10 protein-coding genes are annotated in these 12451 nt (G+C 68.6%); 2 read left to right on the top strand and 8 right to left on the bottom strand.

Annotation, left to right across the window (positions count from 1 at the left end; all coding sequences use genetic code 11):
* The first annotated feature begins 2 nt into the window (after positions 1 to 2).
* Positions 3 to 1400: a rhamnulokinase family protein gene (locus CQ034_RS10905; protein ID WP_105711053.1), complete on the top strand. Its 1398-nt coding sequence runs from the start codon at positions 3 to 5 to the stop codon at positions 1398 to 1400.
* 176 nt (positions 1401 to 1576) lie between these two features.
* On the opposite strand, the gene rhaS is transcribed toward CQ034_RS10905, so the two are convergent.
* From rhaS to CQ034_RS10885, 4 genes are read right to left on the bottom strand one after another with little or no spacing between them, the layout of a single operon-like run.
* Entirely contained in the window at positions 1577 to 2620 is a 1044-nt protein-coding gene (gene rhaS, locus CQ034_RS10900) for a rhamnose ABC transporter substrate-binding protein (protein WP_105711052.1), read from the bottom strand.
* A gap of 55 nt (positions 2621 to 2675) precedes the next feature.
* Positions 2676 to 3725 (bottom strand): ABC transporter permease, encoded by a 1050-nt coding sequence (locus CQ034_RS10895; protein WP_029263746.1) that lies wholly within the window; start codon positions 3723 to 3725, stop codon positions 2676 to 2678.
* Complete coding sequence (locus CQ034_RS10890) at positions 3722 to 4750, bottom strand: ABC transporter permease (protein WP_105711051.1); 1029 nt, start codon at positions 4748 to 4750, stop codon at positions 3722 to 3724. The genes CQ034_RS10895 and CQ034_RS10890 overlap by 4 nt, the downstream gene beginning before the upstream one ends.
* Positions 4747 to 6276 (bottom strand): sugar ABC transporter ATP-binding protein, encoded by a 1530-nt coding sequence (locus CQ034_RS10885; RefSeq protein ID WP_105711050.1) that lies wholly within the window; start codon positions 6274 to 6276, stop codon positions 4747 to 4749. Before CQ034_RS10885 ends, CQ034_RS10890 begins: the two co-directional genes overlap by 4 nt.
* 149 nt (positions 6277 to 6425) lie before the next feature.
* Here CQ034_RS10885 and CQ034_RS10880 point away from each other — a divergent pair, with 149 nt between their 5' ends.
* Positions 6426 to 7433, top strand: a complete 1008-nt coding sequence (locus CQ034_RS10880) for a LacI family DNA-binding transcriptional regulator (protein ID WP_029263743.1) — start codon at positions 6426 to 6428, stop codon at positions 7431 to 7433.
* Between the two features lie 5 nt (positions 7434 to 7438).
* On the opposite strand, the gene CQ034_RS10875 is transcribed toward CQ034_RS10880, so the two are convergent.
* The 4 genes from CQ034_RS10875 to CQ034_RS10860 are packed head-to-tail and all read right to left on the bottom strand — an operon-like array spanning position 7439 to position 12411.
* Positions 7439 to 8386, bottom strand: coding sequence for a carbohydrate ABC transporter permease (locus CQ034_RS10875; protein ID WP_091035694.1), 948 nt, complete (start codon positions 8384 to 8386; stop codon positions 7439 to 7441).
* Positions 8383 to 9348 (bottom strand): carbohydrate ABC transporter permease, encoded by a 966-nt coding sequence (locus tag CQ034_RS10870; RefSeq protein WP_181156285.1) that lies wholly within the window; start codon positions 9346 to 9348, stop codon positions 8383 to 8385. The genes CQ034_RS10875 and CQ034_RS10870 overlap by 4 nt, the downstream gene beginning before the upstream one ends.
* Before the next feature lie 6 nt (positions 9349 to 9354).
* On the bottom strand, positions 9355 to 10725 hold the full coding sequence (locus CQ034_RS10865; RefSeq protein ID WP_105711049.1) for an ABC transporter substrate-binding protein: 1371 nt from the start codon (positions 10723 to 10725) through the stop codon (positions 9355 to 9357).
* Between the two features lie 42 nt (positions 10726 to 10767).
* Positions 10768 to 12411, bottom strand: coding sequence for a glycoside hydrolase family 13 protein (locus tag CQ034_RS10860; protein WP_181156298.1), 1644 nt, complete (start codon positions 12409 to 12411; stop codon positions 10768 to 10770).
* Positions 12412 to 12451 lie beyond the last annotated feature (40 nt).

Genomic DNA, 12451 nt, shown 5'->3' with positions numbered 1-12451 from the left:
CGATGAGCGTCCGCGCGGTCGCGGCGGTCGACCTCGGCGCGACCAGCGGGCGCGTGATGATCGGGCGCATCGGCGACGGACAGCTCGACCTCGAGCTCGTGTCGCGGTTCCCGAACGGACCGGTCGAGCGCGCAGACGGACTCCACTGGGACTTCGGCGCCCTGTACGAGCACGTCGTGTCAGGACTCGCCGAAGCTGTCCGCCGCGAACCGCGCATCGAGAGCATCGGCATCGACTCGTGGGCCGTCGACTACGGTCTGCTGAAAGACGGCGAGCTGCTCGCAGAGCCGTTCCACTACCGCGATGAGCGCTCTGCGCGTGGCGTCGACGAAGTGCACGCGATCGCGCCGTTCGCCGAGCTGTATCAGCGCAACGGCCTGCAGTTCCTGCCGTTCAACACGCTGTACCAGTACCGCGTCGACGAACGCCTCGCCGAGGCCGATACTGCGCTCCTGATCCCCGACCTCATCGCCTTCCTGCTCACCGGTGTCGCGGTGGCCGAGCGCACGAACGCCTCGACCACCGGGCTACTGGGCGTCGAATCCGGCGACTGGGACGACGAGCTGGCCGATCGCCTCGGCATCCCGTCCCGCATCCTGCCGCCGCTCGTCGATCCCGGCACGACCATCGGCCGCCTTCGGCCCGAGCTCGTGGCGACCATCGGCATCGACCTGCCCGTGATCGCGGTCGGCTCGCACGACACCGCATCGGCCGTCGTCGCCGCTCCCCTGTCAACACCGCACTCCGCGTACATCTCCTGCGGAACGTGGGGCCTGGTCGGCGTGGAACTCGCGCACCCGGTGCTGACGGATGCCGCTCGCACCGCGAACTTCACCCACGAACTCGGCGTGGATGGTCGCTATCGGTTCCTGCACAACGTCACGGGGCTCTGGCTCCTCAGCGAGACCGTGCGCGCCTGGGAGGCCGAAGACGGTGCCCGCATCGATCTGCCCGAGCTGCTCGCTGCGGCATCCGAGGTCACCGGCGACGTGCCCGTGTTCGATGCGAACGACTCGTCGTTGAGCGCACCCGGCGACATGCCGGGACGGATCGCGGCGCTCCTCGGCGACCGCGCCCCGAGCTCCCGACCGGCATTCGCCCGTTCGATCGTGGAGTCGATCGCCGCGGCCTTCGCGGACGCCGTGCAAACGGCCGCGGATCTCTCCGGCCGCGAGCTCGACAGCATCCATCTCGTGGGCGGCGGATCGCTCAACCGGCTCCTGTGCCAGGCCACGGCCGACCGCACGGGGTTGCCCGTGCTCGCGGGTCCGGTCGAGGCGACGGCTCTCGGCAACGTGCTCGTCCAGGCCCGAGCCCTCGGCGCCGCACCGGCGACACTCGAGGAGCTGCGCGCCGTGGTCGCCGCGACTCACGCTCCGACGCGCTTCGACCCGCGCTGATCCGCGCCGACCCGCGCTCGCGCGTCGCGGGGTCCACGCCTCAGGCGGAGTTCTCGCGTCGGGCGGACGATCGCGGGACAGGCATCCGCCCCACGCCGAGGCGTGCGCGCAGAGACCCCGAGGCGTACGCGAGAGGGCGCCGGAGCCGAAGCCCCGACGCCCTCTCGCGAGGCGACTCAGAAGTCGAAGTCGCCGATGTTGTCCGCGTTGAACACGAACGGGTCTCCCAGCAGGACCACGCCGTCGGCGCCGACCTCGTAATCGCCGAGGTCACCCGCCTCGAAGGTGTCGCCCTCCTTGCCGGTGATGTCGCCCTCGACGAGCGCCTTGGCGGCGAAGGCCGAGAGGTAGCCGAGGTCGGCCGGGTTCCACAGCGCGAACGAGGTGACGGTGCCGTCCTCCACGTATTCACGCATCTGGTTCGGCGTGCCGAGTCCGGTCAGCGCGACCTTGCCCTTGTAGTCCGACGTGGAGAGGTAGCGCGCCGCTGCCGCGATACCGACCGTGGTCGGCGAGACGATGCCCTTCAGCTCGGGGTGGCTCTGCAGCAGGGCCGCCGTCTTGTCGAACGAGGTCTGGTCTTCGTCGTCGCCGTAGACGGTCTCGACGATCGTGATGTCGGGGTAGTCGCTCGCGACGTACTCCTTCATCAGTTCGATCCAGGCGTTCTGGTTCGTGGCGTTGGCCGATGCCGACAGCACGGCGATCTCGCCCGCTCCGCCGATCTGCTCGGCGATCTGATCGATCTGCACCTTGGCGATTCCCTCGGAGTCGGCCTGGTTGATGAACAGGTCGCGGCACTCGGGGTTGGTGTCGGAGTCGAAGGTGACGACCTTCACACCGGCGTCCCGCGCCTCGTTGAGTGCGTCGCAGATGGCCTTCGGGTCGTTCGCCGAGACGACGAGCGCGCCGACCGCCTGCTGCGTGGCGGTGTTGATGTAGCTCACCTGGGCGTCGGGAGTGGCCTCGGCCGGTCCGACCTCGGCGAACGTGCCGCCGAACTCCTCGACGGCCTTCTTGCCGCCCTCGCTGGAGGTGTCGAAGTACGGGTTGCCGAGGTTCTTGGGCAGGAACGTGATCGACAGGTTGTCGGATCCGCCGCCCTCGCCGGAGCCTGCGTCGCCCGACCCGCTGCCGGTGTCGGCGCAGCCGGTCAGCACGAGCGCTGCGGCGACGGCCACGGCGGCGAACGCCGAGACCCTCTTGCGTGCAAACGTCATTGTTCTTCCTTTCGTGATGATCACCGCGGGCGGATGCCGACGGCGAGAGGCTGCCTCATGGTGCGGGAGAGGCTGCGACGCGGAGCGGTGGCCCGGCCTTGGCACGGACGCGCTGCGCCCAGGCGAGGATGCTGGCTGCGACGACCGAGAAGATCAGCAGGCCACCGGTGATGATGTTGATGACGTCAGAGGTGACGCCGGCGAGACGGAGCCCGCTGCCGAGCACCCCGATCAGGAGCACGGCGGCGACGACGCCGTGCAGGTGCCCGCGCCCGCCGAACACCGACACCCCGCCGAGGACCACGGCCGCGATGACCTGGAGCTCGAGCCCGGTGGCGTTGTCGCCGCGGGCACTGCCGAAGCGGAGCGTGTAGAAGATGCCGGCGAACGCGGCGACCACCCCCGACAGCATGAAGAGGATGAACTTCGTCCGCTCGACGTTCACGCCCGAGAACCGGGCGGCGTCTTTCGAGAGCCCGATCGCGTAGATGCCGCGACCGAACGGGGTGAAATGCAGCACCACGACGAAGATCGCGAGCAGGATCAGGAACGGGATCACGATGTAGGGGATGGTGGTGCCGGCGATCTTCGCCTTCGCCAGTGCCGTCCACATCTCCGGGAAATCGGTCACCGCAGTGGTCCCGAGCAGGCCGACCGCGAGTCCGCGGAACAGCGCCAGCGTTCCGATCGTGACGGCGAGTGACGGCAGCCCGACGACCGTGACGAGGAAGCCGTTGAACGCTCCGCCGATGACACCGACCGCGAGGGCGGCCAGGGCGGCGACCTCGAACGGCGCACCCGACTCGGTGAGCACCCCCGTGACGACGCTCGCGAGACCCACCATCGAACCGACCGAGAGGTCGATCTCGCCGGTGATCATGACGAGGGTCATCGGCAGGGCGATCAGCAGGATCGGGGCGACGTCGAGCAGCAGGTAGTTGACGGTGATGGGCTGCGCGAACCCGCGGATCGACACGGCGGACACGATCACGACCAGCACGAGCAGGCCGATGATCGCGAACTCGCGGTTGATGAGGATGCGCCGCCACAGCGGCTGGTCGTAGTCCCGGATCACTCGGACCCCGGAGGTGGTGGTCGTGGTCATGATTCGTCCCTTGCCTCGATGAGCTGCCGTCTCTGTCGTACGGCGAGCAGCCGGTCGAGCACGATCGCGCCGATGATGAGCACACCGACCACGGCGCGCTGCCAGAAGTCCGGGATGCCGAGGATGGGCAGGGCCCGGTTGATGGTCATCAGCAGCATCGCGCCGATGGCCGCACCCCACACGGAGCCGACGCCGCCGGTGATCGCGATGCCGCCGATGACGGCCGCGCCCACGGCATCCAGCTCCCAGCCCGAGCCGACCTGCGAGCTCACGGACCCGTACCGCGTCACGTAGAACACACCGGCGAGGCCTGCCAGAGCGCCGGAGAGCACGAACGCGCTGAGCACCCGGCGGGTGGTCTTGAGGCCGTAGAGCTCGGCGGCTCCCGGGTCGGATCCGATCGCGTAGTACTCGCGGCCACCGCGGGTGTTGCGCATGTACCAGGCGGCGAGCGCCAGCACGATGATCGCGACGATGGAGAGCACCGGGATCGTGAGGATCTGCTGGGTTCCCAGGCGCAGGAAGTCCTTCGGCAAGTCGGACGGGTGCACCTGGTCACTGCCGGTCCAGAGCACGTTGATGCCGCGGTAGGCATACAGCGTGCCCAGCGTGATCACCATCGCCGGCACCTTGGCGAAGGCCACCAGCGCGCCGTTCACCAACCCCAGGAGAGCGCCGAAGATCACGGCGGCGATCACCACGATCGGGATCGGGATACCGGGGACGTCGATGAACAGCCGCCCCGTCAGGAACGCGGTGAGCCCCATGACCGAGCCGACCGAGAGGTCGACGTTACGGGTGATGATGACGATCGCCTGGCCGACGGCCACGAGCACGAGGATCGACGGGGTCAGCAGCAGGTCGCGCCACCCGTCGGCGCTGAACAGGAAGTTCGGGTTCTTCACGGTGGCCGCGACGACCACCAGGACGAGGGCGGCGAAGATGCCGAGTTCGCGCGCGCGTCCGATGCCGCCGGGCTTCTTCGCGAACGCGGGTGCCGGTGCCGCCAGTGCCGTGGTGCTCATGCGTGCTGCTCCGATGCGTGCGTGGCGGCGAACATGACGTTCTCGCTGGTGGCGTCCTCACGGTCGAGCTCGGCGGTGATCCGACCCTCACGCATGACGAGCACGCGGTCGGCCATTCCGAGCACCTCGGGGAGCTCGGACGAGATCATCAGGATCCCCATCCCCTCGCCCGCCAGCTGCGAGAGCAGCCGGTGCACCTCGGACTTGGTGCCGACGTCGATACCTCGGGTCGGCTCGTCGATGATGAGCACCCGGGGGTCGGTGGCAAGCCACTTGGCCAGGACGACCTTCTGCTGGTTGCCGCCGGAGAGCGTCGAAGACACCGTGTCGAGCGCGTGCGTCTTGACCTCGAGGCGGGAGGCCCAGACCTTCGCCGCACGGTTCTCCATGCCGGTGGTGATCAGGCCCCACTTGGCGAGGGTGCGACGGATGGCGAGGGTGATGTTGCCGCCGACGCTCGCATCGATCACGAGGCCCTGCTTGCGCCGGTCCTCCGGCACGAGGGCGAGGCCGTGGCGCATGGCGGCGGTGGGGTTTCGGCGCGGCACACCGGCGCCGAGCATCCGCACTTCGCCCTCGCGGTAGCCGTCCACGCCGAACACGGCGCGGGCGACCTCACTGCGGCCGGCGCCGACGAGTCCGGCGAGTGCGACGATCTCGCCCGCGCGGACGGTGAAGGAGATGTCGTGGAAGACACCGGGGCTGGTGAGTCCGCGCACCTCGAGGAGCGGGTCGCCGATCTCGGCCGCCTGCTTCGGGAAGAGCTCGGTGACGTCACGGCCGACCATCTGCCGCACGAGGTCGTCGACCGTGGTCTCGGCGATGGGCGTCGTGTCGATGTAGGCACCGTCGCGCATCACGGTGACCGTGTCGCACAGGTCGAACACCTCGTCGAAGCGGTGCGAGATGAACAGGATCGCGCGACCCTCATCACGCAGGCTCCGTGCGACCGCGAAAAGCCGATCGACCTCGACGCCGCTGAGCGCCGCGGTGGGCTCATCCATGATCAGCACACTGGCGTCGAGCGAGATGGCCTTGGCGATCTCGATGATCTGCTGGTCGGCGATCGAGAGGCCCTCGGTGATGCGGTCGGGATCGAGTGCGACCCCGAGGCGACGGAAGATCTGATCGACCTCGGTGCGCATGGCCTTGCGGTCGATGCGGCCGAGAGCACCCGTGGGCTGCCGACCCATGAAGATGTTCTCCGTGACCGAGAGGTCGGGGAAGAGCGTCGGCTCCTGGTAGATCACCGCGATGCCCGCGGCCTTCGACTGGGCGGTGCTCGTGAAGTCGACGTCTTCGCCGTGCAGACGGAAGTCGCCCGAGTCACGCCGGTAGAGCCCGGCCATGATCTTCACGAGCGTCGACTTGCCGGCGCCGTTCTCGCCGATGAGGGCGTGGATGGACCGCGACTGCAGCGTGAGGCTTCCGGAGCGCAGCGCGATGACGGGCCCGAAGGACTTCACGACACGGTGCAGCTCGAGCGCGGTGGGGGGAGCACTGCGGGCGGGTGCTTCATCGACCACGGGCTTTCCTCTCCGTTGAGGGGGATGATTGTGCGGAATGAATCTACCTGAATCGATTCAGGTGGGTTTCAGGCTAGTGTATGTGATGCGGGCCGCAGGTCAACCCCTGATGCCCGAACCGTGATCCGCCCGACGTCGAGAGGAGAGCCGTGCCGGTCAGCATCCGTGATGTCGCCCTCCGCGCCGGGGTGTCGGTCGGGACCGTCTCGAACGTCCTCAACCGTCCGGAAGAGGTCTCCAGCGATTCGGTGGCGCGCGTGAGCCGGGCCATCGAGGAACTCGGGTACGTGCGCAACGACGCCGCCCGCAAACTGCGCGCCGGCATCAGCACGACGGTCGGCTTCGTGGTCCTCGACGGGCAGAACCCGTTCTACAGCGATGTGGTGCGCGGCGCCGAAGATGAAGCCTCCAGTCACGGCATCGCGATCCTCTACGGCAACACCGACGACGACCCGTCCCGCGAGAAGGTGTATCTCGACCTCTTCCGCGAGCAGCAGGTGCGCGGCCTCCTGATCGCCCCGTACGGCGACGTCATGACGCAGCTCCGCCGATTCCGGGCCAGCGGCATCGCCACCGTGCTCGTCGACAGGTTCAGCGCCGACAGCGGATTCTCATCGGTCTCCGTCGACAGCGTCGCGGGCGGACGTCTCGCGGTCGAGCACCTCATCGAGGCGGGGCGACGACGCATCGCCTTCGTCGGCGGCCCGTTCGACATGCGCCAGGTCACCGATCGGCTCGCCGGTGCGCGCGCCGCCGCCGAGAACGCCTCGGTGCACGTCGACCTCGAGGTCGTCCCCACCTCGGCCATGACGGTGGAGGAGGGAGCCACCGCGGGCGCGAAGCTGCTCACCCGGCCGCGCCGAGAGTGGCCCGACGCCCTGTTCGCCGCGAACGACCTGCTGGCGCTCGGTCTGCTGCAGTCACTCGTCGCCGGGGGACGGGTGCTCGTCCCGGACGAGATCGCGCTGATCGGGTTCGACGACATCCCCTTCGCCGCCGCCGCCGCGGTGCCGCTCTCATCGATCCGACAGCCCAGCCGGATGATCGGGCGCACGGCCCTGCGCATCGTGCTCGAAGAGGCCTCCGACCCCGAGAGCATCCCCCGGCAGACCGTGTTCCCGCCCGAACTGATCGTGCGGCGCTCGACCACCGGCTGAGCCGACTAGCCCTTCACGGCACCCCCGAGTCCGGCCGAGCGCAGGAACACCGACTGGAAGATCAGGAACATCGCGATCGGGATCAGCGTCGCGATCGCGAGGGCCGCGAGGAACACATCCAGCTCGGTCTGCGACTGCACAGCGGGAAGGCGCACCGACAGCGGCTGCACAGACGGATCCGGCAGCACGAGCATCGGCCAGAGGTAGTCCTTCCACGCGGCGATGATCGCGAACACCGAGACCACCCCGAGGATCGGCTTCGACATCGGCAGCACGATCGACCAGAACAGCCGGAAGGGACCGGCGCCGTCGGTGCGCGCCGCCTCGAACACCTCACGCGGCAGGCTGTCGAAGAACCGCTTGACCAGCAGGATGTTGAAGGCGTTCGCCCCCATCGGCAACCACACGGCGAGGTAGTTGTTGAGCAGGCTCACATCCCCCAGCAGCGGCGGGTGCACGATCGTCAGATACAGCGGCACGAGCAGCACGATGCCGGGGATGAACAGCGTCGCCAGCACGAGCGCGTTCAGGATCGGCGCGTACTTCGGCTGCAGCACCGAGAGCGCATAGCCTGCGGTGGTCGCGATGAACAGCTGCACGAACCAGGCGCCGAGCGCGATGATCACCGTGTTGAAGAAGTACTGGTCGATGTGGATGTCGTTCCACGCGGTCGACAGGTTCTCCCAGTCCATGCCGTTCGGCCACAGCGCGAACGGCTGCTGCAGGGTGTCCTGCGTCGGCGTGATGGCCGACTTCGCGAGCCACAGGATCGGGCCGAGGCCGGCGACGACCAGCCCGACGGTGAGGAACACGTGCGTGATCGACATTCCGACGCGGATGCCGGGGCGCCGGCGCTCCGAGTCGGAGATGACCGTGCGGTCCCCGACGCGATCGGCGGCCTTCTCCGCCGCCTTCTCCGCGGCACGGGTCGAGAGGCGGGTGGTGAGGCTCACGTCGTGCTCCAACGGTCGGTCAGCTTGAAGTACAGCCAGGAGAGCAGGGCGAGGACGATGGCGAGCAGCACCGAGACGGCCGTCGCCTCTCCGTAGTCGCCGCCCAGGCTGTTGCGGAAGGCCTTGTCGTAGATGTACAGCAGCACGGTCTTGGTCGCTCCGGCGGGGCCGCCGCCGGTGAACAGGAACGGTTCGAGGAAGACCTGCGCGGTGGCGATCACCTGCAGGATCAGCATGATGAAGAGGACGCCGCGCAGCTGCGGCAGCGTGACGTGCCAGATCTTCTTCCAGATGCCGGCGCCGTCGACCTCGGCTGCGTCGTACAGCTCGGGCGGCACGCCCAGGAGCGCGGCCAGGTAGATGATGATCGATCCTCCGGCTCCCGCCCATGTCGCCTCGAGCACGAGCGAGGGCATGGCCTGCACGGCGTCCTGGATCCACGGCTGCGGAGGGATGCCGACGAACCCGAGCACCGTGTTGAAGACACCGGACGGGTCGGCGCTGTAGAAGAACTTCCACAGCAGCACCGCCACCACGGGCGGGATCACGACGGGGAGATACGCGAGCGCCGAGTAGATGCCCTTGCCGCGGCGTACCTCGCTCATCAGCACGGCCATGAGCAGCGGCAGAGGGAAGCCGAAGAGCAGAGCGAGCACGGCGAACCACAGGGTGTTGATCACGGCCCGACCGAGTTCGGGGTCGCCGATCACGGCGAGGTAGTTGTCGATTCCGACCCACTCGGAGACGATCAGGTTCGTCTTCTGCAGGCTCATGATCACCGACTGCACGATCGGCGACCACGAGAAGAAGATGAACACGAACAGCATCGGGAGCACGAACAGGAGGTTCGCGAGCCCGCCGCCGCGGAACCACGTGAGCGGTGAGCGGCGGCGGGAACGGCGCACAGCGGGCGGCGGAGAGTCCTCCACCGCCGCCCGCTGCTCGGAGAGCGTCATCGTCATGGAGCGTTACTCGTCGAGCTTCGCCTGCGCATCGGCCTGCACCTGGGCGAGCAGCGCGTCGATGTCGGCGTTCTGATCGGTCAGGACGGTCTGCACCGCGGTGTCGAGAAGCGCGTAGACCTCCTGCGTCTTCACCTTCGGCTCACCGACCGGCGTCTGGTCCCAGATGCGGTCGCTGAACGGCGCCATCTGGTCGACCGGTACGTTGATGTAGTCGGCGATCCACTCCTGCGACTCGTCGTACAGCTCGCGGCTCAGCACCGGCAGCAGCGGCGTGCCGACGGCCTGACCGGACTCGTTCAGGGTCTTCGCGTCGAGGACAGCCGCGTCCTCGTCCATGAGCTTCTGCATGTAGTACCAGTCGATCCAGGTCACCGCTGCGGCCTTCGTCGTGTCGTCGACCGTAGGGCTGATCACGGCGATGTCGCCGCCGCCGAGAGTACCGGGGTCATCGCCCTCCATCGGCACGACCGTCATGCCGTAGATCGCCGAGTCCATGCCGAAGTCCCGCACGAGCGCGGTGTAGATGTCGGAACCCGAGGTGTACATGCCGATGTTGCCGGCCGCGAACTCCTGGTTGATGGTTCCCCAGTCGAGGTCGACCTTGGAACCGAAGGCCTTGTCCTCCCACTTCACGTCGTGCAGGAACTGCAGCGCCGCCTTGGTGGCGTCGTTGTCGATCGTCGACTCCGCCGTGCCGTCGCCGTTGTCGGTCTGCGTCCGACCGCCGCGCGCCACCGTCTGCGAGGTCAGCTGCCAGCCTCCGGTGTTGTTGATCGCCATCTGCGCGTAGCCGGCCTTGCCCGTGGCATCCGTGATGGCCTTGGCGGCCTCGCGGATCTCGTCCCACGTCTCCGGCGGGTTGTCGGGGTCGAGCCCGGCCTGCGTGAACAGGTCGCGGTTGTAGTGCAGTGCGGCCGCGTACGCCTGGCGCGGGAAGCCGTAGATCTTGCCGTCGTCGCCCGTGACGCCGTCGAGGATGATCGGGTTGAACTTGTCGGTGTAGCCGAGCTCGTCGATGGCGTCGGTGACGTCCATCAGCTGGCCGTTCTCGAGCAGCGTCTTGGAGTCGGTGAACGGCACGGTGAAGACGTCGGGCAGGCTTCCGCCGGCGAGCTGCACGGCGAAGGTCGGCCCCTCCCACTCGTACTCGACACCCACGATGTCGATGTCGGGATGTTCCTTCTCGAACTGCTTCTCCTGTTCGGCGAACGCCTCATAGGCGGCAGCATCCGCTCCCGGGGGGAACGTCGCGACCCGCAGCTCGGTCTTGCCGTCGGCACTGTCGTCGCCCCCGCTCGACGTGCAGCCGGCGAGCGCGCCGACCGTCGTGAGCACGGCGACGCCGGCGACGAGGGCTTTCATCGGTGACTTCATTGTCTGTGTCCTTCCATGTGGTGCTGATCGGGTGGTGCAGGGCTAGTCGGTCGCTCGCGACGAGCGCCCGGGGACGGCTCGGAGCGCGAGCCAGGCGGTGGAATCCGGGGGCAGCTCACCGTCGAGCGGGGCGCTGGCGAGAAGCACCTCGTGATGCGCGGGGAGAGGCACCGGCACGGCACCCAGATTCGTGATGCTGACGGTGCCGTCACCGCGGCGGAACGCGAGGATGTCTGCTCCGAGCTCCAACCACTCCAGGGCGCTGCCGGCGAGATCCGCGATCCGCTTCCGCAGGGCGATCGCCGCGCGATACAGGTTCAGGGTCGAGGCGGGGTCGGCGTCCTGCGTCTCGACGGTGAGCGTCGCCCAGTCGTCCGGCTGCGGAAGCCACGGGGCGCCCCCGAAGCCGTAAGGAGTCGCCGTCCCCGCCCAGGGCAGCGGAACCCGGCATCCATCGCGTCCCGGATCTACACCCCCGGAACGGAAGTGCATGGGGTCCTCGATCGCGTCGAGCGGCAGCTCCACCTCGGGCAGACCGAGCTCGTCGCCCTGGTAGATGTAGAGACTGCCGGGGAGCGCGGCGACGAGCAGCGATGCCGCGCGGGCCCGACGCGCGCCTCGAACCGCGTCCGTCGGGGTGCCGAACCTCTTGCGCTCGAACGCGAACGACGAATCGGCCTGCCCGTAGCGGGTGACCGGCCGCGTGACGTCGTGATTCGAGAGCACCCAGGTCGCGGGGGCACCGACGGGCGCGTGCTCGGCGAGGGTGCGCGTTATGGAGTCACGCATCGCCTGAGCGCTCCACGGCTGCGTCATGAACCCGAAGTTGAAGGCGGTGTGCATCTCGCCAGGGCGCAGGTAACGGGCGAAGCGCTCCGCGTCGTCGAGCCAGACCTCTCCGACGAGCACGCGCTCGCCGTCGTATTCGTCGGCGACGGCACGCCAGTCGCGGTAGATGTCGTGCAGTTCGTCGCGGTCGATGTGCGGATGCCCCGAGGCCGGTGCCGTGCCGGCGGGGAGGTCCGGCAGCGCCGGGTCCTTGACCGGGAGGGCCGCCGAGTCGATGCGCACCCCGGCGACACCACGGTCGAACCAGAAGCGCAGGACGTCTTCATGCTCGCGCCGCACATCGGGGTGGTTCCAGTTGAGGTCGGGCTGCTGCGGCGTGAACAGGTGCAGGTACCACTCCCCCGGTGTGCCGTCGGGGTTCCGCGTGCGCGTCCACGTCTCGCCTTGAAAGCTCGACACCCAGTTCGTCGGCATCTCCGCGCCGTCTGCGCCTCGACCGGGATGGAACCAGAAGCGCTCGCGCTCCGGGCTCCCCGGCTGCGCCGCCAGCGCCTGCTGGAACCACGCGTGCCGGTCGGAGATGTGGTTCGGCACGATGTCGACGATGGTGCGGATGCCGTACTCGAGCGCTTCGGCGATCAGCTGCTCCGCCTCCTCGAGCGTGCCGAAGCGCGGATCGATGAGCCGGTAGTCCTGCACGTCGTAGCCGCCGTCGGCGAGCGGGCTCCGGTACCACGGCGTGAACCACAGGGCGTCGACGCCGAGGCTCTTCAGGTAGGGCAGCCGTGAGCGCACGCCGGCGAGGTCGCCGATCCCATCGCCGTTGCCGTCGGCGAAGCTGCGCACGTACACCTGGTAGATCACCGCAGTGCGCCACCATCCCTCGCCCGCGGGCATGGTCAGCGTGCGTGCGGGTGCGGCCGTGCGCAGAACGTCG

The organism is Microbacterium sp. MYb45, from assembly GCF_002979655.1.
Classification (GTDB): Bacteria; Actinomycetota; Actinomycetes; order Actinomycetales; family Microbacteriaceae; genus Microbacterium.
The sequence above is the reverse complement of the archived record's forward strand: the minus strand, read 5'-3'. Positions and strand labels throughout refer to the sequence as shown.

Excerpts from the sequence above, each read along its gene's own strand:
- CQ034_RS10905 (WP_105711053.1), top strand. The coding sequence starts at position 3 with ATGAGCGTCCGCGCGGTCGCGGCGGTCGACCTCGGCGCGACCAGCGGG.
- rhaS (WP_105711052.1), bottom strand. The coding sequence starts at position 2,620 with ATGACGTTTGCACGCAAGAGGGTCTCGGCGTTCGCCGCCGTGGCCGTC.
- CQ034_RS10895 (WP_029263746.1), bottom strand. The coding sequence starts at position 3,725 with ATGACCACGACCACCACCTCCGGGGTCCGAGTGATCCGGGACTACGAC.
- CQ034_RS10890 (WP_105711051.1), bottom strand. The coding sequence starts at position 4,750 with ATGAGCACCACGGCACTGGCGGCACCGGCACCCGCGTTCGCGAAGAAG.
- CQ034_RS10870 (WP_181156285.1), bottom strand. The coding sequence starts at position 9,348 with ATGACGATGACGCTCTCCGAGCAGCGGGCGGCGGTGGAGGACTCTCCG.
- CQ034_RS10865 (WP_105711049.1), bottom strand. The coding sequence starts at position 10,725 with ATGAAGTCACCGATGAAAGCCCTCGTCGCCGGCGTCGCCGTGCTCACG.
- CQ034_RS10860 (WP_181156298.1), bottom strand. The coding sequence starts at position 12,411 with ATGCCCGCGGGCGAGGGATGGTGGCGCACTGCGGTGATCTACCAGGTG.